This window comes from Emticicia sp. GW821-FHT11C11, assembly GCF_058808615.1.
This window is the reverse complement of record NZ_JBXARV010000001.1, coordinates 965,149-990,820: the sequence shown is the minus strand read 5'-3', so window position 1 is coordinate 990,820 and position 25,672 is coordinate 965,149. Positions and strand designations below refer to the sequence as shown.

General features: G+C 39.6%; 20 protein-coding genes and 1 tRNA gene. 6 read left to right on the top strand and 15 right to left on the bottom strand.

Going from position 1 to position 25,672, the window contains the following annotated elements; translation table 11 throughout:
* Positions 1–6: 6 nt before the first annotated feature.
* Together mgtE and rsmA are read right to left on the bottom strand one after the other, a co-directional pair.
* The gene (gene mgtE / locus AC1RRY_RS04165) at positions 7–1,362 is read right to left on the bottom strand and encodes a magnesium transporter (RefSeq protein WP_492817876.1); all 1,356 of its coding nucleotides are present in this window, start codon (positions 1,360–1,362) and stop codon (positions 7–9) included.
* Between the two features lie 10 nt (positions 1,363–1,372).
* Positions 1,373–2,152, bottom strand: coding sequence for a 16S rRNA (adenine(1518)-N(6)/adenine(1519)-N(6))-dimethyltransferase RsmA (rsmA, locus tag AC1RRY_RS04160; protein ID WP_492817877.1), 780 nt, complete (start codon positions 2,150–2,152; stop codon positions 1,373–1,375).
* Between the two features lie 164 nt (positions 2,153–2,316).
* On the opposite strand from rsmA, the gene AC1RRY_RS04155 reads away from it, so the two are divergent.
* The 4 genes from AC1RRY_RS04155 to AC1RRY_RS04140 all read left to right on the top strand — a co-directional run bounded on the left by AC1RRY_RS04155 (position 2,317) and on the right by AC1RRY_RS04140 (position 7,971).
* On the top strand, positions 2,317–2,976 hold the full coding sequence (locus AC1RRY_RS04155; protein WP_492817878.1) for an OmpA family protein: 660 nt from the start codon (positions 2,317–2,319) through the stop codon (positions 2,974–2,976).
* A 105-nt stretch (positions 2,977–3,081) separates the two neighbouring features.
* Complete coding sequence (locus tag AC1RRY_RS04150) at positions 3,082–3,945, top strand: TolB family protein (RefSeq protein ID WP_492817879.1); 864 nt, start codon at positions 3,082–3,084, stop codon at positions 3,943–3,945.
* Positions 3,946–4,025: 80 nt separating this feature from the next.
* A complete protein-coding gene (locus tag AC1RRY_RS04145) occupies positions 4,026–7,367 on the top strand; it encodes a PAS domain S-box protein (protein WP_492817880.1) in 3,342 nt (1,113 codons plus the stop codon).
* A 76-nt stretch (positions 7,368–7,443) separates the two neighbouring features.
* Complete coding sequence (locus AC1RRY_RS04140; RefSeq protein WP_492817881.1) at positions 7,444–7,971, top strand: nuclear transport factor 2 family protein; 528 nt, start codon at positions 7,444–7,446, stop codon at positions 7,969–7,971.
* A gap of 38 nt (positions 7,972–8,009) precedes the next feature.
* Here AC1RRY_RS04140 and AC1RRY_RS04135 read toward each other — a convergent pair whose 3' ends face one another.
* The 4 genes from AC1RRY_RS04135 to AC1RRY_RS04120 all read right to left on the bottom strand — a co-directional run bounded on the left by AC1RRY_RS04135 (position 8,010) and on the right by AC1RRY_RS04120 (position 15,040).
* The gene (locus AC1RRY_RS04135) at positions 8,010–9,038 is read right to left on the bottom strand and encodes a DUF922 domain-containing protein (RefSeq protein WP_492856480.1); all 1,029 of its coding nucleotides are present in this window, start codon (positions 9,036–9,038) and stop codon (positions 8,010–8,012) included.
* 184 nt (positions 9,039–9,222) lie between these two features.
* Positions 9,223–11,871, bottom strand: coding sequence for a TonB-dependent receptor (locus AC1RRY_RS04130; RefSeq protein WP_492817883.1), 2,649 nt, complete (start codon positions 11,869–11,871; stop codon positions 9,223–9,225).
* A 34-nt stretch (positions 11,872–11,905) separates the two neighbouring features.
* Positions 11,906–12,655, bottom strand: coding sequence for a LytR/AlgR family response regulator transcription factor (locus AC1RRY_RS04125; RefSeq protein ID WP_492817884.1), 750 nt, complete (start codon positions 12,653–12,655; stop codon positions 11,906–11,908).
* A 597-nt stretch (positions 12,656–13,252) separates the two neighbouring features.
* Positions 13,253–15,040: a restriction endonuclease gene (locus AC1RRY_RS04120; protein ID WP_492817885.1), complete on the bottom strand. Its 1,788-nt coding sequence runs from the start codon at positions 15,038–15,040 to the stop codon at positions 13,253–13,255.
* Between the two features lie 556 nt (positions 15,041–15,596).
* Here AC1RRY_RS04120 and AC1RRY_RS04115 point away from each other — a divergent pair.
* Together AC1RRY_RS04115 and AC1RRY_RS04110 are read left to right on the top strand one after the other, a co-directional pair.
* Positions 15,597–16,532: a helix-turn-helix domain-containing protein gene (locus AC1RRY_RS04115; protein WP_492817886.1), complete on the top strand. Its 936-nt coding sequence runs from the start codon at positions 15,597–15,599 to the stop codon at positions 16,530–16,532.
* A 281-nt stretch (positions 16,533–16,813) separates the two neighbouring features.
* Positions 16,814–17,665: an SDR family oxidoreductase gene (locus AC1RRY_RS04110; protein ID WP_492817887.1), complete on the top strand. Its 852-nt coding sequence runs from the start codon at positions 16,814–16,816 to the stop codon at positions 17,663–17,665.
* 103 nt (positions 17,666–17,768) lie between these two features.
* Here the strand turns inward: AC1RRY_RS04110 and AC1RRY_RS04105 are convergent, their stop codons facing one another.
* The 9 genes from AC1RRY_RS04105 to AC1RRY_RS04065 form a co-directional block, all read right to left on the bottom strand.
* The gene (locus AC1RRY_RS04105) at positions 17,769–18,560 is read right to left on the bottom strand and encodes an SDR family oxidoreductase (RefSeq protein ID WP_492817888.1); all 792 of its coding nucleotides are present in this window, start codon (positions 18,558–18,560) and stop codon (positions 17,769–17,771) included.
* A gap of 104 nt (positions 18,561–18,664) precedes the next feature.
* Entirely contained in the window at positions 18,665–19,243 is a 579-nt protein-coding gene (locus AC1RRY_RS04100; RefSeq protein WP_492817889.1) for a TetR/AcrR family transcriptional regulator, read from the bottom strand.
* Positions 19,244–19,350: 107 nt separating this feature from the next.
* Positions 19,351–20,268 (bottom strand): helix-turn-helix domain-containing protein, encoded by a 918-nt coding sequence (locus AC1RRY_RS04095; protein ID WP_492817890.1) that lies wholly within the window; start codon positions 20,266–20,268, stop codon positions 19,351–19,353.
* A gap of 28 nt (positions 20,269–20,296) precedes the next feature.
* Complete coding sequence (locus AC1RRY_RS04090; RefSeq protein ID WP_492817891.1) at positions 20,297–21,055, bottom strand: SDR family oxidoreductase; 759 nt, start codon at positions 21,053–21,055, stop codon at positions 20,297–20,299.
* 287 nt (positions 21,056–21,342) lie between these two features.
* On the bottom strand, positions 21,343–21,801 hold the full coding sequence (locus AC1RRY_RS04085) for a MarR family winged helix-turn-helix transcriptional regulator (RefSeq protein ID WP_492817892.1): 459 nt from the start codon (positions 21,799–21,801) through the stop codon (positions 21,343–21,345).
* On the bottom strand, positions 21,794–22,234 hold the full coding sequence (locus tag AC1RRY_RS04080) for an EVE domain-containing protein (RefSeq protein WP_492817893.1): 441 nt from the start codon (positions 22,232–22,234) through the stop codon (positions 21,794–21,796). The genes AC1RRY_RS04085 and AC1RRY_RS04080 overlap by 8 nt, the downstream gene beginning before the upstream one ends.
* Complete coding sequence (locus tag AC1RRY_RS04075) at positions 22,224–22,607, bottom strand: VOC family protein (RefSeq protein ID WP_492817894.1); 384 nt, start codon at positions 22,605–22,607, stop codon at positions 22,224–22,226. The genes AC1RRY_RS04080 and AC1RRY_RS04075 overlap by 11 nt, the downstream gene beginning before the upstream one ends.
* 238 nt (positions 22,608–22,845) lie before the next feature.
* Positions 22,846–22,917 (bottom strand) — tRNA-Arg (locus AC1RRY_RS04070).
* Between the two features lie 368 nt (positions 22,918–23,285).
* Positions 23,286–25,637, bottom strand: coding sequence for a glycoside hydrolase family 20 protein (locus tag AC1RRY_RS04065; protein ID WP_492817895.1), 2,352 nt, complete (start codon positions 25,635–25,637; stop codon positions 23,286–23,288).
* Positions 25,638–25,672 lie beyond the last annotated feature (35 nt).

Sequence of the window (25,672 nt, the reverse complement as noted above, 5' to 3'; positions counted from 1 at the left end):
ATTGTGTTATAGTCGTAGCAATAAATCTGCAATTAAAAGATAAGTGCCTATGCCGATGATATCGTTGGCAGTAGTAATAAAAGGCCCCGAAGCAATAGCAGGATTCACTCCGAACCTGTCAAGTAAAAGAGGGGTAACAGTACCCATAAAAGACGCCAGCACCACTACTGAAAGCAAAGAAAAACAGACAACAAGAAAAAGCTCAGGCTCGCCGATAATATAAATATAAGCACCTGCCAATGCTCCAATTACCAACCCATTGACCAATGCCACCAGAATAATTTTAAAGAGACGTTTCCATAAACTAGTTACGATACCTGTTTTTTCAGCCAGACTTTGCACAATGAGCGAAGACGTCTGAATCCCAACGTTGCCGCCTGTAGAACCCATAATAGGAATAAACGCCGCCAAAGCTGCTACCTTCTGAAATTCTGCCTCAAAGCCTTTTATAACTGTAGCGGCCAGTAAACTACCTATTACGCCGACAACTAACCATGGCAAACGCGCTTTTGCCAGTTGCCATACACTGTCATCTTCTTCGGCTTCACCGGTAATACCGGCCATTACCTGAATATCTTCTTCAGCCTTTTCGGTGATAAAATCGACTACGTCATCAATGGTAATTCTACCTAATAACCGTCCTAATGTATTAACCACTGGAATTGCCTCCAGGTCATATTTCTGCATCAAATCGGCTACTTCTTCCGCCGCGGCTGTGGTTTCTACAAATACTATGTCGTCGTCAAGGATATTCTCTATTCTTGTATTCTTGCGTGCCAGTACAATCTGCTTCAAAGAAACTATCCCTTTCAGCTTCTGGTCGTCGTCTACTACATATATTGCAAATACCTTCTCTACATCTTCTGCCTGCCGCCTGATTTCTTCCACACACTCGCTTACGGTCCAGCTTGAGTTCACTTTCACCAACTCTTTTTGCATCAACCCACCTGCAATATCTTTCGGATAATACATCAGGTCGATGATAAACCTTGCCTGTTCACGGTCGTCGAGCAAGGCAATTACCTTTTCCCGCACTTCTATCGACTGCTCGTTCAGTAAATCAGCTGCATCATCCGAATCCAGAAGGTTTACATACTTGGCAATTTCTTCAACCGCAAACTGCTCTTTTATAAAGCTTTTCCGGGTTTCGGGCTCAATGTGTGCCAGAATTTCGGCTCCGGTTTCCACCTCAACCAGTGTCAATAAATAATGCCCCTGATGCCCGTCGAGCTCAAGCAAAAGACCTGCAATATCTGCCGGATACAGTTCTTCCATTTCAGCTTTCAGCAGATTTTCATCTCCCTGCTCAATGGCCGATTCAAGTTTTTCTATGTACTCTCTGGTTAGCTCAAAAGTACTCATTGTTACTCGATTAGTTTTCGGTAAATGCCTTAGTCAAAAATATAAACTCAGCTACACCTAATTGTTCAGCCCTTTTATTCAATAATTCATGTTCAAAATTCAATCCAATGGGCTTTAAGGCATTCCGAAGTGTTTTCCTTCGCTGATTAAACCCGGCCTTCACTACCTGAAAGAACTTTCTCTCGTCACAATCCAGTTTTTCTACTGCGTTTCTTTTAAGGCTGATCACTCCGGAATCAACTTTGGGAGGAGGATTAAATGCACCGGGCAATACTGTAAATTCATACTTAATGTCGTAATACGCCTGTAAAAATACACTTAATATGCCGTAATCTTTATTGCCGGGTGGCGAGGCTATCCGTTTAGCTACTTCTTTCTGCAGCATACAAACTACTTCGGCCACTATATCTTTATGCTCAAGAATCTTAAAGAAAATCTGTGACGAAATATTGTACGGAAAATTACCAATAACTGCCAGAGGCTCTGTGCTGTCAAACCCTTTCAGATTGGCCAGATCCATTTTCAGAAAGTCTTCCGAAAAAATTCTGTCGCTCAATTCCGGAAAATTCAATTTCAGATACTCCACCGACTCTGTATCAATCTCTACCACTGACGTCTGATAGTCAGTCTTTTTCATTAAAAACTGAGTCAACACACCCATACCCGGGCCAATCTCCAAAACATTGGTATAGTCTTTATGCTTCGAAAGCAGATTCACAATTCTTTCGGCTGCATTCAGATCTTTTAGAAAGTGCTGTCCGAGATGTTTTTTAGGTTTGACTTTTTGCATGCTCAAAATTAGTTCTTTCTATGCAGAATGTATTCAAAGGGTTGAATTTTGTTGAGGATCTTCCTCAATTTGTACAAATCTTTACACTATATCAGCCAAATATCCGGAACATCGTATTCTGGAATACTTCTTTTACTGTTCACTACAACAAAACTCCAAAACTCATGAATCGCAATCTTATTTCAAAATCGATAGTTTTAGCAACTTCTTTAATGGTGGTTGGCTATACCAATATGAGCTGTAAATCGAGCAGCTCAGTTTCTAAATCCACCGCAACTGACGTTGCAGTATCTGCACATGCAGAGCAGGCAACTATTTCTACCGTTTCAATGGGTGGTGCATCCGGCGAAGAACTTAAAAAAATAATGGCTGATTACGCTCCCCAACTGAATGAAAACCTAATCGGCATTGCAACTGTGGAAGCATATGACGAAGGCTTGTTGGTTACCATGACCAAGGGTAATCTTTTCAAAGTTGATTCATACATGATTAATGAAAAAGCAAAGCAAGACCTTCTGAGAATTGCCTACTCATTAAAACAAATACCGAACACTTTTGTTTTGGTTGGCGGTCATGCTGATGCAACCGGAAAAAATGCGTATAACGATAAGTTATCAAGAAAAAGAGCTGTTCAGGTAGCCAATTACCTTCGATCGGCAGGGGTAGAAGAAAACAGATTGTTAGTAGACGGCTTTGGTGAAAAAGTACCGGTGTCTTCTAACAAGTACCTTACGGGCAGAGATAAAAACCGTAGAGTTGACTTCGTAATTGTAGCAGATAATTTTATACGTGAAAACGTAGTTAATAATACCGGAGTAAGATAATTAAACTATCTTACTCGAAAACCCGGTCGGAGTAGCTCACCGTTACTCCGATTTTTTTGTTTCATGAATTCAATTTTTAGCTACATTTGGTTAAAAACTGAAATTATGAAACAAATTTTATTCTATCTATATCTACTTCTTCCGGCTGCTTTACTGGCACAAACCGGCTCCGAAATTTATCTGTTCGATGTTCAGTTTAAAGATAATCGATTCCGTTTATCGAACCCCGTTAACATAACACAGCATAAAGGGTATGACAATCAACCCTTTTTCCATCCTTCTTCGTCAATTATCTATTATGCATCTGCCGACGAGAATGGCCGCACCGAACTTAAATCTTACGATTATAAAAAGCGTATCACGAAGCTGGTAACAAACACCCCTGAAAGAGAATACTCTCCTACCATAACACCTGATAAGCTTTATATTTCTTGCATTATACAGAGAGACAACGGCAAACAGGACTTAGGTAAGTACCCCATAACCGGTGGCCAACCCACCACAATCATTGATGATTTAACAGTAGGATATCATACCTGGGTTGATAATACGCATCTGCTGCTATTTGTACTAGCCGACTCAACCAATAATCTGCATTATTACGACCTTAATACTAAGAAAAGTACTATTTTAGCTGTTAATCCCGGGCGGTCATTGCATAAAATTCCTGGCAGAAATGCCTTTAGTTTTATCGATAAGTCTTCTGACCAATGGTTCATCAGGCAGTTCAATCCTTCTACTGGGGTAATTGATTCCATTGTAGCCACTTTAGGAAAATCGGAAGATATTACCTGGACACCCAACGGATATATTCTGACCAGTAATGGAGAAAAACTTTTTGCTTTCAGACCCGATTCAGGTTCGGATTGGGCAGAAATAGATAGTAGTAATCTGCCTATGCTAAAGAAAATCTCTCGTCTGGCTATTAATAAGACCAACACTAAACTGGCAGTAGTAGTGAGTGAATAAGATTTAGCCTGCAAATTAGGGTTTAAAATCTTCTTCTTTCTTTGTAGATTTACCTCAACATTTATTATGCTACCAGAAAGATGACGGCCGAAAAATCGAATGAAGAGTTGTTGTATGAGATTGAAAAACTCAAACGCAAGCTTGAAGAAGCAGAACATAACAGTGCCATTGACCAGCTACAGGATTTAGTTGATAATACATCTGAAATTATCATGCTGCTTTCATTGAACGGTCGGTTTTTGTTTGTCAACAAGGCTTCAAGAGAGGTTTTAGGCTATACCAGTGAAGAACTTTCAAGGCTTACATTACAGGATATTCTGCATCCGCAGTTTGCTGAAGACATGCTTGCTACGCTTCAACAGATAAAAACAGACAGACAGGTAGTTGACTATCAGACTGTTATGCGCAATAAAGAGGGAAAACGTGTTTATCTGCTGGGAGACATCAGCTGCCGGTTTGAAAACGGTGTACCTACCGCTTTCCGTTGTCTGTTTCGTGACATCACCCTGCGCCGACGGGCAGAAAGAGCTCAGCAATTGTATTATACCATAGCCCAGCTGAACCTGAACACGCTGAACCTGAAAGATTTCTTAACACAGGTACACGTAGAACTCCAGAAACAAATACAGGCCAATAACTTTTTTGTTGCACTTTTTGAGCCCGACGAAGGTACTATCTACTACCCTTATGTAGTAGATGAGTATTCTGATACCATCGGGAATTTCCTGCGTCGTAAGCTGGGCAATGGTATCATCGAATACTCGATGGTTCAGAACAAACCCCTGTTTCTATATAAAGAAGATATTGAAAGGCTTTCAGAAACTGAAAGGTTGACGCTGTATGGCTCTTCACTGCCCGAAGTGATGCTGTGTGTGCCTCTGAAAGTAGATACCAAAACCACGGGAGTAATTGGGGTACAATCGTATAGTGACCGGAATAAATTCAATATCCGTGACCTCGAACTACTGGAATTCGTTTCCGGACAGGTAGCCGTAGCCTTAGTAAGAAAACAAAAAGAAGAAGACTTGCTGAGGCAGACGTCGCGGCTGAACGCTGTATTTGACAGCAGTTCGCACGTTATCTGGACCGTGAACCTGAAACGCCAGTTGAGTTCTTTCAACAAAAACTATGAAGAATTAATCAGGAAAAACCTGGGGTATCCTCCGGAAATCAACTCAAGTACTGAAAAAATAGGCTGGCGCCTCATTGCACCGGAAGACCGGCCGGTTTTGCGGGAAAAATACAACGATGCCTTTAAAGGCAAACCGCAGAACTTTGAAATGCACTGGGGACAGATAGATGGCGGCGACGACTGGTATGAGTTTTATCTGAACCCGATTTTATCGTCTTCCAGCGGGCAGATCGAGGAGATATCAGGCATTGCGCAAAATATTACTGAAAAGAAAAATTCAACCATACGGCTTCAGAAAAGCGAACAGAAGTTTCGCGATACCATTGAATCATTTATTGATATTTACTACCGTACTGACCTGGCCGGTAATATCAGCATGATATCCCCATCCGTATTAACTCACACAGGATACACCGTTGAAGAAGTGATGGGCAATAAGGTGGACAAATTCTTTGAAAATGCTATTGACAGCTCTAAAAACATCAAAGGGCTTCTGAAATCAGGTAGCATTACCAACTTTGAAGTAATTGTTAAACGTAAAGACGGGGAACTAAGGCAGTTTATGCTTAACATCCGGATGATTAAAGATTCCAAGGGAATTCCAATAGAGGTTGAAGGGGTAGCCCGTGATATTTCTGAATTGAAACTTGCCAATGAAGACCTAATTATTGCGAAAGACGAGGCCGAAAGATCGCTGAAAGTGAAAGAGCGCTTCCTGGCGAATATGAGCCATGAGATTCGTACGCCTATGAACGGCGTAATCGGTATGATCGATCTGATGTATGAAACCCCGCTGAATCCTGAGCAAAGAGACTATGTGCAGACCATCAAGAAATCATCAGAAACCCTGTTGACTATTCTGAACGACATACTCGACCTGTCGAAAATTGAAGCAGGTAAAATGGATTTGCATAATGCACCGCTCGACATACGCGAATTGCTGGAAAGGTTAGTTGGTTTGTTCCGCCAGCGGGCTATTGAAAAGAATAATACCCTTACCTATCATATAGCCGAAGATGTACCTGCCTATCTGATAGCCGACCAGACGCGTCTGCTTCAGATTTTCTCTAATCTTACCTCAAATGCACTGAAATTTACCGAGAACGGAAGCGTGAAGGTGTCATTATCCAAGGTATCATCAAACGGGAAAATACACATTCTGAAAGGTGAGATTAAAGACTCGGGTATTGGTATCTCAGAAGAAGACCAGAGACTATTATTCGGAGCATTTCAGCAAGTTGATAACTCTACCAAAAAGTCTTTTGGTGGTACGGGTCTCGGCCTGGCCATTTCAAGAGAATTATGCCGCCTGATGAAAGGCGATATGGGTGTAGTTTCCGGCGAAGGAGAAGGAAGTACTTTCTGGTTTACGATTGAAGTACGAGCTACTAGTATCAGCCCGAACGTTTCAGATAGCCAGGAAGGAGAAATCCAACTCACTAATTTTTTCAGTCAATACTCACCTAAAATTCTACTGGTAGACGACAACCAGGTTAACAGAAAAGTGGCGTCTGAAATATTGCATAAGTCAGGCTGTACAGTAACCACTGCTGAAAGCGGTGCCAAAGCCATTGAGATATTTGGGGATAACCCGTCTTTCGACCTGATATTCATGGACATTCAGATGCCTGAAATGGATGGCATTGAAACCACCCATCGCATGCGGGATATTTACGGGTCGTCTTTACCAAAAATCATAGCCATGACCGCCTACTCTATGCAGCACGACCGGGAGCGCTTCCTTAGTGAAGGAATGGACGACTACGTGCCTAAGCCTATCAGAGCAGCGGTTTTGGTACAAAAAGTGAACGAACTGGTAAAAACAGAAGAAAAGGCCAGGCAACTATCTGCATCAGTAGAAAAAACTTCTGCAAAGAGGCCTGTCAAAAATGTTTCACCTCCTGTAGCGGATGAAAACACCCCTGTCTTGCACGCGTTCGGTGTTGCCACCGAAATTCCGATGTTTGATATGGAAATAGTAAACCAACTAAAAGAAATGGTAGGCGATGAAATGCTGCTGACCGTATTTGAAGATTTTGAACAGGAAGCAGAAGAACAGATACGAAATACAAAAGAGGCCTATCCTGATAACGTAAAAAGCATCCAGAGTGAATTACACACACTGAAAGGCAATTCGGGTACAATCGGGCTTTCGCGCATTCATGAGATTACTAAAGATATTGAAGTGCCATCAAAAACTGGAGATTTAACGCATTTCGCTGAGCGGATGGCAGTGCTGGAAGATGAATTTGCCAGATTTCAGGAAGCCTACCGAAAGGTTTTATCCTGATTAATTGAGCGGAAAAATTTGCAATACTCCCATAATATTTTCGTTAATTTGAACAGACGATTAAACAATTATACACATGAAATATAATACACTATTATTCGCATTTATATTGTTACTTGGCTTTTCGGTGAAAGTCAACGCACAATCGGATGAAGATGCCATTAAAGAAACTCTCCTGAATTATCTGGATGGCGGAGCTACCGGAGATTCAGCCAAATTGAACCGTGCGTTTCATCCGGCAGCCAATTTACGGAGTTTGTCGAACGGACGTATCTCTGAGATTCAGGTGAAAAGATTCATTGCTTCTGTACCTGCCGGAGGCGCCAAATGGAAGAGTAATATTGTAAGTTACAGCTTTGCAGGCACCGCCGGAACAGCCGTAACAGAAGAAGAATTTGATAATTTTAAATATGTGGATTTCCTGAATCTGCTAAAAGTAAACGGGGAGTGGAAAATTGTAAGCCGTGTATTCTCTAAAGTTGACAAAACCATTGCAGTTGCATCAAACGGTCTTTCTGCTCCTCCGGCTAACACATTAAAAGCAGGTAATACGCCTGGCAAAAAACCTGCCGCCAAACCAAAACCATCAGACGACGGTTGGTGATAAAAAAACAGGCCTTTCTTTTCAGAAGGCCTGTTTTTTTATCCGATAATCTCGCTTAGCCACGCTTTTACTTTTTCTGCCCATTCGGCTTGTTTAAAAGTATCCTGACTATGGCGGGTTTCATTGTCATACTCCCGCTGCAGGCGGTTCATTTCTCTGTATGCTTCCAGATATTCATACTGAATCATGCTATTCAGATCTTCTATGCTTTCTGCCTGCATTACCTGTATTCTTTTTCTGAATCGTTCCACAACCAGTTTAGTGATATCGAAGTGTAATTGCTCATGCGCCAGTGCATAGGCATTCTTTGCACTTTCATTAGCCCACGACATCCCCCGTACCATATAGGTTCTGGTCTGAATATTAGCCCGGATAATTCCCTCTGATACCCCGAATGAAGCCGTATAAGCAAAGTTGCTGAAAATAGCCGCACCATACCTGTTTAATCCTGATGGGCTGCCTCTGAAATCATCCCAGTTTATTTTTCTGGTTTCATAATGAATAGTGTCGCTGTCGTTAAGCTTATAATCAGGCAGGAATGTTATCTGAATACCCTTTGCCAGTGCTTCATGCTTACCGTTGTTCAGATTCATCCAATCAGTAAAATACTGCAGGGTCTGAATAACCAGTTGACGCAAGACCGACTCATAGTTATTCATATTGGGTGACCCTCCCGAACGCTTATAATCCATGTACACATTGGAACTGACGAGAGAGACGGTATCGCTCCTGCCAATTCTTTCAAAACTTGCGGTTAAAGACATCCTGCCATTAATGCCTCCCGATGCATTTTTTGTTTCGTGCACTTTCAGTTGGGTAAGATTATAAAGGATAGGTACCGTTGAAGTATTTTTAGGGAGATTTCTGGTAATGAAATTCTGTAAACCGTTTTTAATACCACCTGCGATGGTAATCGGGGTTTTATCGTTTGAAGAGGTGATAATGGTACCGATTCCGTGATTTTGCGACCGGGTGTCTTTTACATTCGCTATATAATACCCCACGGGTTTCACATCAATCGGAATGTCTTTCAACGGAATTAAATACTGTCCGGATGCTATCTGCACCCAACAACAGCAACAAAACAGTATCAATATTTTGGCATTTCTATGCATATACCACCTCTAATCTTCTCAAATTTGCAAAAAAAGGGCCATTAATAATAATTTCTTCAATCATTATTAATATGTACCAACAAAAAATCTGCATGGCGGCACAGAGACCACCATGCAGATTTATATTTACAAACGATTAATTTTTGCTTTTATTGAAGTCGAGGTTGCAAACAATACCTGCATAGATAATCCGGCTGATAGGTGCTGAACCATAAACACTAATGGCATTGGCATTGGTCAGATTAGTACCTCCCAATTTAATAGTACTTCTGATATCTTTCAAGTAATAATTCAATTGTGCATCTACTGTGCCAAAAGCTTTGATTTCTCCCTCGTCAAAAGGCATAAAATACATGTATGTACTATTCCATCTATAATTAACCGAATAAGAAAAATTCTTGTTTATCAATCCGTTTGCTCCCAGATTAAATTTATGCTCCGGAGTATTGAACCCGGCTATGAGGTCTTTAATATCTGAAATCTTTGCCCAGGTATAATTGCCATAAACACTCAGCTTGTGGTTAACCCGGTAATCAAGACTGATGAAAGCACCTTGTGTAGTAACCGGCTTATCGAAATTAGCCCAGGTCTGAATAAACCTGCCTCTGGTGCGGTCAGGCGTAGCTTTTGCCCAGTCCCCGGTTTTTTGTTGATAATTGCCTTCCGGCATTTTTCCGTCTTCCCGTCCCTGAAAGCGTACAATACCTATAAAGCCATTGTAAAGGCTGTGGTAGTAGCTCAGGTCAATCTGCAAGTCTTTAGTCAATAAACCTTTATAGCCCAATTCCCAGCTGTTCATTTTTTCAGGAGCCAGTTTCTTTACCTCATAAGGTTGCGTGCCTGTCGAGTTAAGTCCTTTAAATCCGTTTTCTACGTTTCCTATCAGCAAAATGCTACCATAGTCCAGATAGATGTATTGGTCTAATTGAGCAGGAGCTCTGAAAGCGGTTGAGTAATTGGCTCTGAAATTATGCTTGCCAGCCGAGTATACAGCCGAGATTCGTGGTGAAAACTTCGCATCAAAATTCTGAAAGAAATCGGCCCTTCCTGCTGCTGCCAGTGTCAGTTTTTCATCCAGCAGTTTTTGTTGCACCTGTCCATAAATGCCTGATTCCCAATTCACAATACTGTTTCTTTTTTCCCCGGTTAATGGTGAAAAGTTTCCGTCAGACAACAAGGTACCATTCGATTTCAACAGATAAGTTCTATAGGCACCGCCAATCACGATATCAGTCGAAGGCAGCTTAAACTCTCTTTGGGCTGAAAAATCGGTATAACGGGCAGTATTAGAAAAGGCTGCTCCTTTAATAGTTGAGCCATTGATAAGCAAGTCTCCTACTCCATCAGCCACTTTTCTTGTTATCTGGTCAAATTGTGAAGTTGAAGCGCCAGCTGGTTTTGAATTCCATTGCAGGTTCTGGGTAAGATTAAAAGCAAGCCGTGCTGCATCTTCAATTGATTGGCCTCCCTGAATTACCGGTATTGAAAAGCTACCGGGTACCCCGCCGTTTACCATGTCAGGTGTATAAACACCTGCAAGGCTGCCACCACCCAAACCATTTCCTCTTGCTGCGGCAAATATCTGATTCCAGGCATTGAAATAGTTTGAAGATACAGTCGGGTATGCTCCGTTTTTAGGGTCGGTAAGTCTTACATTCTGCAAGGCATTGGCCACTCCTCCTGCTTCATAGGCTTTTCCACCGTAATCAAACATGGAATATGCCCGAATAAACCATTTATTGTTTTTCACCTCCAGTTTATGCAAATCGTATTGCATTTCTCTCCAGACAAAACGGCTTGTACTCTGGAAAATCCCGTTGCCTAACGACCAACGATACTCATAGGATGCCTGTGTTTTTTCGTTAATTTTAAAATGCAAAGAAGGATTCAGCCGAATACTACCTGCCTGAAAAGTATTGATATTTACAAATTTGTTTCCGGCATTTTCGCCAATAATATCTGCTTCTTTATAACCGGGCATATAAATCCGGTACGGCTGATTATTATTGTATTTTGTTAAATTGGGGTCGGTTACTGTGAAACCCACATCGCCAAAATAATTGACTTTGTTCCATCCGAAAGGTGACCCATAGGCATTATTGCTCGCATCAGACCCTGCCAGTCCACCGGCTGTTACGGCTTTAATGGAGGCGTCAGATTCTCCCATAAATTCTTCACCCTGTGTAAAATTCGCATTCAGTTTAAAGGCAAAGCGCTTGGCAAAGGCTTGTGCGTATCTTATTTGCCCATCAATCAAAGACCGTGACCCTCCTCTGACAGAAGCAGCCAGCCCCTGATACTTAAACGGATCTTTTGAATGCATCAGAATCACGCCATTAAATGCACCAGAACCATAAAGAGCTGAATTTGCTCCATAAATTACTTCAATGTTATCGATATCTAGGTCGGGTGTACCCATCCAGTTACCACCGTATAGCGATGAAGTGGGCGACATAAAGTCTACGTAATCGGCCAATTGCAGAATTCTTTCCGCTTTAGAGCTGTTAAATCCACGGGTACTTAGGCTTGCTACAAACCAGCTCGACTGGCTCACATCAATCCCCTTGTATCTTGACAAAGAGGATATCAACTCAATACCCGGTGATTGCTGCAGCTGCAGAGCTGAAACTTTAGTAACCGAAACAGGTGCCTTAAAAATACTCTCTTCAATTCGTGAAGCCGACACCACAACTTCATTCAAAACCCGTGCACTATCGGCTGGGATATTCTGTGCCCAAGCCACATTAGTTGCCAGACAAGCCATTAAGTAAAGCTTTCTTTTCATTTTCCTTGGTTTTATGATGGTTTTGTTTTGCTGCCTATCCTTCAATCCATCGTCTGAATTGCGTTGCATTTTCCTGGCTGATACTCACTTCGGCCTTTGAAAGATGCATCAGTTCTAAGGCTATTTTTCCTTTAAATGATGGTTTAAAATTTTTAATGGCATCTATGTTAACTATGAATTTCCGGTTTACTCTGAAAAACTGTCTACCCGGCAACTCTAATTCCAGCTCTCCCAGGTTTTTCTCTATTGTATATCTTTCACCTACTTTATCAATCAAAAAAACTACCCGCGCTTCGGTGTAGATAAAGGCGATATCGGTAATTTTAATCACATAATAATTTGTTCCTCTTTTTACAATCAATCTGTCTTTGTCTACTCCCCCCTTAAAGCCGGGTGCCTGGTCGGCGCTACGTGCATGCATTACAAAATGCTTGCGAAGCGACTCATACTTATCCAGCACCCTCATCAACTCGGCCTTTTCAATGGGTTTTCTCAGATAATCAATCGCATTATAAAGCAAAGCCTGCGACCAGTATTTGTCGTAGGCCGACATAAACACTATCGGAAAACCGGGGTTCATTTCCTGAAAAACCTCAAAACTCAGTCCGTCTGCCAATTCTACTTCAAATAAACCCAGACTCACGCCGTCATTCGCAGCCAACCAGGCCAAAGTTTCCTGAACACTCTGGCAATGAATAATGGCAGACATCGGATAAAACTCTGCCAGCGTTTTCGCTATCTGCTTAAAATTATCTTCTGCTTTTTCTACAATCAGAATAGTCATCGGCTATTTCAGGGGTGAGATTTCCATTTTCAGGCAATATATCTCGGTATTGGCGAAAAAAAATTTGCGTGGCAAAATTACAGAGAACAAATTAGAATAACGCCAAAGCCTGTATTTACCTGCATACTTATGCCCATAATAGCTTAATTTCTGCTCCGCATGTAGTTACGGAATAGATGAATTGGTGATTGGAGTTATATCTTGATCACTGTATGTGATCAAGTCTATAGAATTAATCAGAGTAGTCAACGAAGTTATTATTCTGAGGGCTTTAGTTACTGTGAGATAAAGATGTATCTCGATATGTAGGAAATTAGAAAACTAATGATGCCATCTATTTAATTAAAACAGGATTAGACATGATGTTACAATTAAAGAACTCTATATCGCGCCTAAGTATTGAAAAGCCTATATTTCTAATTATTACAATATACCAAATGACCTATCTCCTAAATTATATAGCGAAATGAAACAACAAATAAAGCAGTAAGGTTACTTGAAAATCTTATGTTTACATTGCTATGAATTACAAATTGCTGTTAAACTTATGAAGTTTAACAGCAATTTGTAATTCATAATGTTGCAATAATACTAGATTTATCCTTTGTAGTTCTTTTTCGCTTCAACCAAATCAATTTTTGCTTTATGCCCATGCTTCTCTAATAAGTAAAGTAAATTTGCACCATTCATTAATGTTAAGGGTTTATTTTTTGCAAATTCATAAGCATCTGAACCATAATCTGATGTGGTAACCAATATACCCTTAGTAGCACCTTCATTTAATACAGTACCATACAAATCACGAACTGCGGATACTCCTACTGTATTGGTATAGCGTTTTGCTTGAATAGCGATTTTACCCCCTCTAATTGGATCGGGATCAAAAGCTATAGCATCTACACCTCCATCTCTGCTTGCCTGAGTTACTTTTACTTCACCACCATTATGGCTAAATTCTTTTTGAAATATCTCACGAAGTAAATGTTCAAAATCTTCCCATGCCATAGAAGCTAAATTATCTTCTTCATTTATATTATCTGCAACATTATATGACGAAACAAACCTTTTATCATTTCTATTAATTTGAAGTACTGGCTGTATAGCAGTAAGTCCACTTAGTTTACTACTTCCTATACCTTTTAAGCTCTTAAAGCAGCTTTTAGGGTCAACTTTTGAAAGCTCGATTTCAATAAAATCTTCTTTCTTTGTTTGAATCGAAACAATGCAATTAGTAATCACTTTGCCTGTTGCTTTATTAACTGCTTCCACCCAGCCATTAAATACAATTACATCAATTGCATTCGCAATATCTGCTTCAAATAATTCATGTAAAGTTCTTAATACTATTTTGTAAATGGTTTCATCATATATCTTTAAAAGCTGAGATTCAGACAAACAATACTCCTTTAATTCTTTTTTAGTTGCTATATATTTTATCTCTAGTAGTGTTGGAATATTTTTTGGCGAAGGAAGTATATATTCAACAATTAAAACTCTATTTAAAGAATTATATTCTATTTCAAAGTCTTTAGGAAATGTATCAATATATGAGGAATTATTTAATACTAATTCACAATACTCTTTAACCGCCAAATTATCGCACTGGAGATATTTCTCCTTTAATATATCTATCTTTTTATTATAGTCAGTTTGCAATTGATAATACTCTAATTCTTGATTTTTCCATTGACTTTCTAATACTTCATATCTTTTGGTAATTTCTGCTTTCAACTCAAGCATTTCATTCACTCTTTTTCTTTCTTCTTCCTCAATTCTCTGATTATAAGCATTTATATCGTCAATATTCTTTTGCCATACAACAATTGCTGCATTATACAGATTTTCTGATTTCTCAATCTTTTTCTGCGCAAAGGATTTAAAAACTTTGTCAAAAAAAGTTAAGCTCGGTAAGTAATTCTTTTTATCCGGCTGCTTAGGAATTTCTTTCAAAACTGGAGCACTTGATAATTTAATCTTTTTCAACTCATTTGGAAGGTCATTTATAGGATTACGAACTTTAAACTTTTTATAATCCTTTAAAACATCCCAATCTATAGCATCATTAATATCAAGAGTATGAATTAGAATATCTTCAAGTGTTTTTTGTATTTCCTTTGCCTCTTTCGAACGTTCATCTGCAATATTTATACTTGCTTCTTTGTCTGCCAAGCTTTTATTCTTGCTAACAATTTTTGCCCACTGCTCATCCCATTGTTTAAACTGCGCTTCTATTTTATTATCTAAAAAAAAAGAATCAAGATCTTTTAATACTCTATATGTGCCCAATCCAAGGTGTTTAATTTCTGCAATATATCTTGTATCATAACTGCGAGTATATTCTTCAGAATGATTAATCTCATGTAATTCTTTAAAATCGTATTTCATTACTTTAATTTGTTCTAGTGGTTGGTATACAAACTGAAAATTATTTATTAATTAAAATTTTATACTCTTATAATGGTAGAATAATTTCAAATCAATCGTTAAAACTGTGTATACACATGAATATCTTTCAGAAGGAATAATTTCAAATATTTGTTTTTATTTATTTTTTTACAAAAAAACTTATTTAACGGCACCCTTGAAGATAGTGAATGTATTACGATTAATTTGAATTTTCTCTTGAATGCAATTTCAATCTATTCGTGATAAAGTGAATCCATTAAAAAATTAAAGATTATGTAGTACAATAAACTTATACACTCATAATATAACACTCAAGAAATTTATCCTTAATGAAGAGGCACTTTGCCTCGAATCGAAGCCTATACAATCCGACAAACGTTGACAGCCCGAACAAATTACCGGAAGAGTTGAAGTTACGCTGGGAAGCATCACAGCTGAATATCTTATACCTACTTTAGCCTTTTCTGACAGTCTTAAAATGATTTAAGCAAACAGAATAATTGCATCCTTGCTTTGATTTAAATAACTTTGCAAAATGCAGGAAATACATGGACTAAAGGATTTGGTATCTACTAACAAGGAGTGTTATGCAGAGTACCGGTTATTGGCTGAAGTGACCCATTTCAATGTTTTTAATCAGTCTGAAATCTGTGAACGGACCCGGCCTATGCATAGAAGCGATTTCTACAAAATTTCGCTCATTAATGGTACCGGCATATTGCAGATAAAAGATGAATACATTGAGATCAATGGAAACGTATTGATTTTTTTCAATCCGACAGTGCCTTACTATTGGCAGGCTTTGTCGGAAGAAAAACCTTCCTATTATTGTTATTTCGACAATCATTTTCAATCGAAACTATTGAACAAAGACTATTTTCAACAATCTGCTTTGTTCACTCCCCGTACCAGTCCCGTATTTATACTTAATGACGAGCAGGCTGCTGATGTACGGCTTGTTTTCGAGTCTATGTACCGGGAAATTCAAAGCGATTACCACCATAAGTACGATATACTTGCCACCTATCTTCAATTGCTTATTCAGAAAGCTTTTAAGTTCCAGAATACTTCCGAAAGGACATCTGCCAATAAATCTGCTTCTATACGCATCATTTCTAATTTTTTAAACCTGCTTGAAAAACAGTTTCCTATTGACGCAGTGGAACATTCCCTGTTACTAAAAACACCGAATGATTTTGCGCAGGAATTGTCCATCCACGTCAATCACCTTAATTATTCGGTAAAAGAACTAACAGGAAAAAAGACTTCTGAAATTATTGCCTCCCGGGTAATCACTGAAGCAAAGGCACTATTGAAACATAGCAATGCCGACATTGCAGAGATAGCCTATATGCTCGGTTTCGAGTATCCGTCCAACTTTATTACTTTCTTCAAAAGGCACACCAAAGAAACGCCCAAATCATTTCGTAATAACGGAAATATTTCGCTTCCGGAAATCCATAATATTTGAATCGAATAATTTTCCGTTTGATATAAAAACTTCTTCTCGCTGAGTAGAGCCTACCTTTGCCCTACGTTATTTTTAACAATAATAAAGTATCTGTTAAGACTATTTGCCTTGCTTGTCAATCAGTGCTAGCTGGGTAAAATACACCTTTTTTTATTGATAAGGAATGGATAACTCTATGTTTAATCAAGTATGCAAAGCCAGTTTTGATGTCCAGAAAGAGAAAAAATGTGGCTTGTGCAGTTGCGAATGAGTAATAATTGATAAAATATATAAAGCAAAAAATGAAAAAAGTAATTTTAATTACAGGCTCTAGTACCGGCTTCGGTGCTTTAATGGTAAAAACATTTGATAAGGCAGGCCACACCGTAATTGCCACGATGCGCAATGTAAACAGTAAAAATGCTGTATTCGCCGAAACCTTGGGGGCATTGCCAAATACAGAGGTGGTAGATCTGGATGTGACCGATGATGCTTCTGTAAAGAAAGCCGTAGAAGAGATATACGCAAAGCATGGTAAAATAGATGTGTTGATCAACAATGCGGGTATATACGGTGGAGGACTATTGGAAGGGTATACCACATCTCAGATTCAAAAACTATATGATGTGAATGTCTGGGGAGTTCTCAGAATGAACAATGCAGTACTGCCCGTTATGCGTGCAGCACGCGAAGGGCTGATTATTACTATCTCAAGTATAGTCGGCAGGGTTTCTTTTCCATTACAGGCTGCTTATAACTCTACTAAATTTGCTTTGGAAGGATTGGTAGAGGGGTCATATCCTGAATTGATAAGCCAGGGAGTGGAATCCGTTCTGATTGAACCGGGTAGTTTTTATACAGAAATTGCTACAAAGCAACATGTGAATCCAGACCGTGAGGGCATACTGGAATCATACGGATCAGAGATTCCCGCCATACAGCAGCATTTGCAGGCCGTTTTTACAAAAATCTTCACCGGAACAATTCCTGATCCGCAACTTGTGGCAGATGCAGCACTGAATCTGGTTAATACGGAAAAAGGCAAGCGACCTTTGAGAACACCTGTTGACCCAAATTCGAAAGGCGTTGATATTGAATATAACAATAGAACTGAGGAAATCAGAAAAAACTGGCTTGAAGTATACGGCATTTAAACAGAATAGTGTTGCCGAGTATCAAAATTGTTTAATCGGAAAAATTTCAGGTGCATACTTTTCAGGAAGTATGCACCTGTTGCTACCCGACACACAGTATAAGTTATATCATAGGTAAAGAACCCCCATCAATAGCATAGATTGTTCCTGTTAGGTACGAAGCGGCCGGTGAAACCAGAAAATGAACCAGTGAGGCAACCTCCTGAGGTTCAGCCATTCTGCCCATTGGTATTCCACCAACCTGAGTCAGCAATTGTTGAAACGCATCGTCAACTGCTATACCGGCAGAGGCGGCGTAATCATGGATAAACTTTTCCATGGGTGGTGTTTTCGTTGCACCCGGTGACACTGTCAGTACTCGCACCCCTTTAGTGGCTAGTTCAGTTGCCAACGATTTGCTATAGCTATTTAAGGCAGCTTTGGCAACAGCATAAGCCATGTTGAGATTCCATAAGGGTTGCTTAGCTGCAACTGAAGATATATGGATGATTACACCGTTTTTCTGTTCAAGCATTTTGGGTAGCAGTATCCTGTCCAACCGGATTGCTGCTAATAAATTCAATTGCAGTTCGTTCAGCCAATGTTCGTCAGTTAATGTACTGAAGCCACCGCCTGGAGTAGTAAGCCCGCCAACGTTATTGATCAGAATATCAATTCCACCGAATTTTTCGTTGATTTCCCGTTCTAATTCAGCGACCTGTTCAGGCAGCGTCAGGTCTGCCGCAATGAAATGATACGTAAAACTGGCTTCGCCTGGATGATTTCTGGCAGAGACAATAACCTGAGCACCTGCCAGCGCCAACTTGTCTGCAATGGCTTTTCCAATTCCTTTGGTGCCACCTGTTACTAAAGCCCTTTTGCCTTGAAGATCCGGGTAATTCTGATTGTTTTCCATTTACTTGTTTATTTAAAATTCTGAAATGATTGTTTCAAATTAACCACCAAATACCCACAGCAAGTCTATTCTAAAACATTTGTTTCAGAATAAGGCAAAAAAATTTACTTTGAAATCTGTCTGATAAAATATTGCGCCATTCTCTTAATCTTGATAGGGTCTTTATGAAGAATGTAAGACTCATACCAGCCTGTCCAGGTACTGATAAAATAGTCGGCTAATAGCTCCGCATCCTCTTCTGTCGATATCTCGCCATGGGCTATCGCATCCTTAATGAGAGAATACAAAAACTGATAAGCGTAGTCACTGTCGGCCTTAAGAATGTCTTTAACGCTTTGATCGTTGTTGGCGACCTCAAAAGCAGTCTTAACCGCCATACAACTGTTTGTCTCGCTGATAATTACCGTAACCGCATCGTTTATATAATTCACCAATATAGTAAGTGGCGATTCGGCACTCTCCAATCGCTTTTGGAGGTCTTTTTTCCTGATTTCGGTATAGTGCTTAACGCATCTTACAAATAGCTCCTGCTTATCGCCGATTGTGTTGTAGAGGCTACTACTGTTAATTTTCATGGCATCGGTCAAGTCACGAAGAGAAGCACCATTATAGCCCTTCTCCCAAAAAACTTCCATAGCTCTTTGGATGGCTTCTTCTTCGTTAAATTCAACATTACGTGCCATGCTTATAACATTTGTCTGGTAAATATAGGCGCGGATTATTTCTGAAACAAACGATTCAGAAATAATTTATTTTTGAAGAGTAATTATAATATCTTGAAAAGATTGTTTTAGTTGAACGATTGTCTGAATTCTACCGGTGATAGATTAGTTTTTGATTTAAACAACCTGCTAAAAGATTGTGAATGCTCAAAACCAAATTGGTAGGCTATCTCAGAAACTGATAACGTTGTGGCTGCTAATCTTTCTTTAGCCTTTTCAATCAATTTATTATGTATGAGTTGTTGTGCATTCTGCCCTATCAACGAACGCAACATATCACTTAAATAGCTTGGTGAAAGGTGCAATTGTTCTGAAAGATATTGAACAGTTGGTACTCCCTTCATCAGCAATTGCTCGCTATTAAAATAATCGTCCAGAATCTCTTCCAATTTTTGCAGCAAGTTGTTGTTTACGGCTTTTCGCGTAATGAATTGTCGCTTATAAAAACGGTTACTATAGTTCAACAATGACTCAATTTGAGAAATGATTATATCCTGGCTAAAATCATCAATCCTGTTTTGCAATTCATCATCAATGTTTTTAAAGATGGAAATAATTATCTCCTTTTCTTTAGCTGACAGATGCAATGCTTCGTTAGCCGAATAAAAAAAGAAACCGTATTGCTTGATTTTTTTTGCCAGTGGATACGACAACAAGAAATCAGGATGAATGATTAAAGTATAGCCCGAATGGTCTCCGTTATTATGGCTATTGGCGGTCAGCTGATTCGGTGAAACGAAAAATAACCCGCCTTCATCAAAATCATAATAATGCTGCCCGTATTTCAGTTTACCGCTCAGATTACTTTTATACGAAATTTTGTAGAAAACAGAAATATGCGAATCTGGCAGATGACTGCCATCCAGTGTATTATTGCTGTTATCTATTAAACTTATGAGCGGATGTACGGGTTTTGGAAGCCCGAGCATCCGATGCACGTCAGATAAAGAGTTATAATTGTAAGTAATGTTTTCGTCTTTTTTCATCTGATGAATTTATTAAATTGGACGGTAGTTACCAAGGAATCTCTCCGGTTTCAGGATTATTATCTTCACAGAAAAATTTGCCTGTCGGGCCGTCATTATCTATTAAAGCGTATTTAAGAATGTGTTGTGCTCCTACTTCCACTGTACTTGAGCCGAGATGGCGATTAAAATCGGTTGCGGTAGAAGGCGGACTTACCGCATTTACTTTAAAATTAGTATCCCGTAGTTCAAAAGCCAAAGCAATGGTATACATATTCATGGCTGATTTTGAAGACTGGTAAACTGCGCCTTTATGTTTGTAGTATTTATAGGTTGGATTGCTATGCAAAGTGAGCGATCCCTGGCTCGAACTTACATTTACTATACGAGGTTCAGAAGATTTTTTTAATAAATCTACGAACGCTTGCGTAACTCTTATGACACCAAACACATTGGTTTCATATACTTCTTTGAATTTCTCAACACCTGTGGTAATCGCACTGTGCATAACGGGTGTGTTGCCGTTAAACTCTATACCATTGATCCCTGCATTGTTGATAAGAATATCTAACACCTCTGTTTGTTTTCCTATCAGGGAACGAGCTTCGTTTACCGATTCCTGACTGGTTACGTCTAATTGTATGGCTTTGGCATTTATAAGCCCCTCATCATTAAGTATTTTGACGGCTTCAAGGCCATTCGCCAGATTCCGGCTACCTAAATAAACAAAAAAACCTTTTTGTAACAGTTGTCTTGAAATCTCAAACCCAATCCCTTTGTTGGCTCCCGTAATTAGTACCTTTTTCATTTTCTAATCGTTTAAATTTTGTAGTACAAAGGTCAACAGGTTTTATCTGCAAGTTGTAACCTAAATACGGGAGTATGTAACAATATCGAGGACTTTTGGTAACCGACGGAATTGGCATCAATATTTCAAACCACAAAGCCTTCAAAGTCAATGACTTTGAAGGCTTTGTGGTTCTGTGACCTCGCCGGGAATCGAAGACTAAGCATAACAGCAAACGTTGCGCGCAGGTATTGGCCTTGCATGTACACAGCCCCTATAACGCCAATACCTTGCTAGCGGCACCTCTTTTACTCACTATTTTTCTCAATAAGTTGTACCATATTTTTATTGAATGAAGAAAGTTTAGTGCCTAATGAAGCAAAAAAATCCAAGTCGGCATTTTCTATCTCAATAATCGCTTTCTGCAACACAAGTTCACCAGTAGTTGTCAATCGAATTGTTTTTGCTCTTGTGTCGGTTTCGTGTTCTTGTCGTGTTATAAACCGTTTATCTTCTAATGTTCGTAATACTTTTGACACCATCATTCTGTCGGCATTACTTTGATTGGCAATGTCAACTTGTGTTACCGCCTTACTTTTTTTTGAAAGCCACCCTAATGCCGCCAACAACACAAATTGGGTTTGTGTTAAGTCCAAAGGGTCTAATACCTTTTTTTGTTTCCGCTGCCATAACATAGTTACTTGCCCTAACAAATAACCCGGACTATCATTCGGACTTTTAAAATGGAATTCAATTTCTTTAGACATGATGATGTTGAAGCATTTGTGATGAAATCAGATTAAAATCGTGTTGATTAATTTCAAAAAAACCAAATCTGAACGGATATCCCCAGCTTTTTTTGTTCTGAATAAAATCTAAATGATTAATCAAAGGAAGAATAGAGGTGTCTTCGCATTCAGAGAATTCAATGTTGCGTCTTGCAGGACAAAAGTCTTCAGAAGCTTGAAACTGATATATTTCATCATCTATTACCTTTCCTAATGCTGTAAACTCCTGGCATTTATAAGGCTTTTCTAAAGTTTGTTTTCCTGAATAATAAACTACAAAATCTCTTTTCTTCATTCTTTTTAATGGTGAAGATTTACCGTGGCAGCTTTGCGCAATTCCTTGGGCAATGCCTCTTTTTACATGGTCTTTCGATGCCACTATTACCCAATATTTTGCCTCTCTATTGGTCATTGCCGGTGGTTTTAGTTTCTTCCAAAAACGTAATAACGTAACCGTCCGGGTCTTTCACTATCAATGTTTTACCAAAAGGTGTATTGTTTATGGTTCCTAAAGGTGTTACTCCTTTCTCTGCCAGTCGACTTTGAAGTTCTTCAATTTTTTCATCAATACCAAACCAAAGTGACGCACCAACGCCCAGTTCTTTTCCGTCTAAATTTACTATAGGCCTTCTAATGGCAAAACTTGCATCGCCCTTGTTGTATCTGAAAATACAAGCATCCGGATTCGTCATTTCCGATAACTCAAACCCTAACTTTTCTGTGTAGAAGACTTTTGATACTGCTAAATCTCTAACCTGAAGAGATGCAAAACTTAATTTTCTCATTGTGTTTATTTTTGTTGTCGTAAATATAATATACACGACAACAAAATCCTAATCTTTTTTTTGCTTTTTCTATATAGTTAGAATACTCTTATAAAAATACATTGGGCCATTAAACCGCAAAAGCCTTCAAAATCAATGATTTTGAAGGCTTTTGCCTTTCTTGTGACCTTGCCGGGAATCGAAGACTGCGCATCCCGCCCGCATCTAAAGTTTAGGAAACTTCTATTCTTTTGAAAAGTGACCTCGCCGGGAATCGAACCCGGATCTAAAGTTTAGGAAACTTCTATTCTATCCGTTGAACTACGTGGTCTTTATTTCTTAATTATATCTTAACTGTTAGGTGTCGTGACCTCGCCGGGAATCGAAGACTACGCGTCCCGCCCGCATCTAAAGTTTAGGAAACTTCTATCGGGCGACGTTCGCTCTATCCGTTGAACTACGTGGTCTTTATTTCTTAATTATATCTTAACTGTTAGGTGTCGTGACCTCGCCGGGAACCGAAGACTACGCGCCCCGCCCGCATCTAAAGTTTAGGAAACTTATATCGCGCGACGTTCGCCGGGCGACGTTCGCTCTATCCGTTGAACTACGTGGTCATGAGTTAATTCATAGTATTCTGAATTAACTACAAATTTCAACAATTTTTTGTTTCAATACATAAAAATTCTTCAAAAACATCTAGTCTATCGAAATCTCATCTATAAACAGCCATGCCGGATTCCCTTGCCCGGGGTGACTTTCAGGCAGTTTGCCGTAGTTTTTTGCATATACTCTCACATATCTGGCCTTCTTGCCATTGACGGCTACACCTAATTGCTGAACCGCCCTGCTTTGCTCGTCAGTGTTACCCATCGTTATTTTCTGCACGCTGGTAAATGTCTTACCATCATTAGAAATCGACACTTCTACTTCTTTTGGCAGCATAATCCAGGACGCACTGGCCCTTAGAAATGCAAAAGATACTTTAGTCAAAGAGGTTGCCTGTCCCAAATCAATGGTCATATCCAAATCTTTTCCTTCAAAACCAACCCAGGTAGCACTGTTAGCTGCCTCACCCTTTACTCCGTTGGTTAGTCCGTAGGTTTCACCGCCTGTATAGTTTTTAGGTTGGTTTACGAGGGTATAGTTGTGGCCGGTGGCCTTGTTGATATAAAAGTACTTGGTTAATACCTTGCCCAAACGCTCACCTTTCTCAGAAAATGCTGCCGCGCTTATGCTGCCATCTTCGGTGATAACCACTCCCGTTGGTTGATACTGAGCAGATTTAACGGTAGGTTCTGAACTATCGAGTGTATATCTGATAACCGCATTTTTATCAGCCGACTTCAATTTCACAACTACTTGTTTTTTCTCATTCAAGGCCGACGAAGCAGAAATATCATAATAGCTTTTGGCATAATTGACACCGAGATACTTCAAACGTTCGAAATGCGTTTTCAGGCGGGTCGTGAAATCTTCATAATCTTTCTGTTTCAGCGAAGTCCAACCTATTTCTGCAATAGCCGATGCTCTCGGAAAAATCATATATTCCAGATGTTCGGGTGTTTGTATGTATTCTGTCCAGATATTAGCCTGCACACCCAGAATATGTTTAGCCTGCTCAGGTGTAAGTCCTTTTGGAGTAGGATCATAAGAATATACCTTATCTAATGGCAGATATCCCCCGATAGCCAACGGCTCAGTTGTCGGGTCAGACTGATAATAATCCAGATAGCAAAAACCTGTCGGTGTCATAATGGCATCATGGTTCTGTTGCGCTGCAGCTATCCCCCCTTCTACACCACGCCACGACATAATGGTAGCATTAGGCGAAATACCTCCTTCCAGAATTTCATCCCAACCTATTGCTTTCTTTCCTTTAGAAGTCAGAAAATTATCGAAATGCTTAATGAAATAACTCTGCAATTCATGCTCGTCTTTCAGGCCTTCTTTCTTCATCAAATCCTGACAAAACTGGCTTTGCTTCCATGCAATTTTCGGACATTCATCACCACCGATATGAACGTATTCACCTGGGAATAACGCAATTACTTCCGTCAGTACATCTTCCAGAAAAGTAAAAGTCTTTTCGCTTGGGCAGAAAACATCATCATGTACACCCCATATACCTGTTACTTCATATGGTGTTCCTTTTAACGATTTTTCAGTACAACCCAATTCCGGATAAGACGCCAAAGCCGCTAGTGCATGACCCGGCATTTCTATTTCAGGGATAACAGTAATAAACTTTTTCTGCGCATAACTTACTACTTCTTTAATATCTTCCTGTGTATAAAAGCCGCCATGAGGGGTACCGTCAAATTTCCAATCGGTGTAGTGTCCTTTCATACTTTCTTTACGCTTAGAGCCGATTTCTGTCAGTTTCGGATACTTCTTAATCTCAATTCTCCATCCCTGATCGTCTGTCAGATGCCAGTGAAAACGGTTCATTTTGTGTAAGGCCAGCAAATCTATGTACCGTTTCACAAACGACACCGGAAAGAAATGACGGCTTACATCCAGCATACTTCCACGATGTTTATAACGAGGACGATCGAAAACAGTACAACCCGGCACAGACCACTTTACATCCTTGGCAAGCGTGCTGCTATATATTTGCGGAGGCAACAACTGCAACAAGCTTTGCAAGGCATAAAATTCGCCCTGACTCGTGGCACCTGTCAATATGATTCCTCTTGCATCAGTTTTCAGAATATAATCTTCTTCGCCCAGCATTTTATTGTATACCTGCTCTTTGAACGGCGCAAATACAATGGCTTTATTAGCGGGTACCAGACTACCGGGCACATCTTCCTCTTCAATTTTCAACGTTATACCCCCGGCTGCTGATAAACGTTCTGACAGCATTTCGGCAAGAAGACGTTGCCCGGCTCCACCTTTAGGAATAACGATTTTGGTTTGGGCATCAATCACAAATGCGCCATTGACAGGGGTCAGTTCTAAAGGCTTGGGTATAATAGCATATTTGTTTTGAGCAATGCCAGTAAAGGAAAGCATGAGCAGACTTAAATAGCCTAGTATTTTTTTCATATTGAGGGATATTTTTATTAATCTCCGGGCAAAAT

Bases quoted from the DNA above. Each gene is read 5' to 3' on its own strand.
- mgtE (WP_492817876.1), bottom strand. From the start codon at position 1,362: ATGAGTACTTTTGAGCTAACCAGAGAGTACATAGAAAAACTTGAATCG.
- rsmA (WP_492817877.1), bottom strand. From the start codon at position 2,152: ATGCAAAAAGTCAAACCTAAAAAACATCTCGGACAGCACTTTCTAAAA.
- AC1RRY_RS04155 (WP_492817878.1), top strand. From the start codon at position 2,317: ATGAATCGCAATCTTATTTCAAAATCGATAGTTTTAGCAACTTCTTTA.
- AC1RRY_RS04150 (WP_492817879.1), top strand. From the start codon at position 3,082: ATGAAACAAATTTTATTCTATCTATATCTACTTCTTCCGGCTGCTTTA.
- AC1RRY_RS04145 (WP_492817880.1), top strand. From the start codon at position 4,026: ATGACGGCCGAAAAATCGAATGAAGAGTTGTTGTATGAGATTGAAAAA.
- AC1RRY_RS04140 (WP_492817881.1), top strand. From the start codon at position 7,444: ATGAAATATAATACACTATTATTCGCATTTATATTGTTACTTGGCTTT.
- AC1RRY_RS04130 (WP_492817883.1), bottom strand. From the start codon at position 11,871: ATGAAAAGAAAGCTTTACTTAATGGCTTGTCTGGCAACTAATGTGGCT.
- AC1RRY_RS04125 (WP_492817884.1), bottom strand. From the start codon at position 12,655: ATGACTATTCTGATTGTAGAAAAAGCAGAAGATAATTTTAAGCAGATA.
- AC1RRY_RS04120 (WP_492817885.1), bottom strand. From the start codon at position 15,040: ATGAAATACGATTTTAAAGAATTACATGAGATTAATCATTCTGAAGAA.
- AC1RRY_RS04115 (WP_492817886.1), top strand. From the start codon at position 15,597: ATGCAGGAAATACATGGACTAAAGGATTTGGTATCTACTAACAAGGAG.
- AC1RRY_RS04110 (WP_492817887.1), top strand. From the start codon at position 16,814: ATGAAAAAAGTAATTTTAATTACAGGCTCTAGTACCGGCTTCGGTGCT.
- AC1RRY_RS04105 (WP_492817888.1), bottom strand. From the start codon at position 18,560: ATGGAAAACAATCAGAATTACCCGGATCTTCAAGGCAAAAGGGCTTTA.
- AC1RRY_RS04100 (WP_492817889.1), bottom strand. From the start codon at position 19,243: ATGGCACGTAATGTTGAATTTAACGAAGAAGAAGCCATCCAAAGAGCT.
- AC1RRY_RS04095 (WP_492817890.1), bottom strand. From the start codon at position 20,268: ATGAAAAAAGACGAAAACATTACTTACAATTATAACTCTTTATCTGAC.
- AC1RRY_RS04090 (WP_492817891.1), bottom strand. From the start codon at position 21,055: ATGAAAAAGGTACTAATTACGGGAGCCAACAAAGGGATTGGGTTTGAG.
- AC1RRY_RS04085 (WP_492817892.1), bottom strand. From the start codon at position 21,801: ATGTCTAAAGAAATTGAATTCCATTTTAAAAGTCCGAATGATAGTCCG.
- AC1RRY_RS04080 (WP_492817893.1), bottom strand. From the start codon at position 22,234: ATGACCAATAGAGAGGCAAAATATTGGGTAATAGTGGCATCGAAAGAC.
- AC1RRY_RS04075 (WP_492817894.1), bottom strand. From the start codon at position 22,607: ATGAGAAAATTAAGTTTTGCATCTCTTCAGGTTAGAGATTTAGCAGTA.
- AC1RRY_RS04065 (WP_492817895.1), bottom strand. From the start codon at position 25,637: ATGAAAAAAATACTAGGCTATTTAAGTCTGCTCATGCTTTCCTTTACT.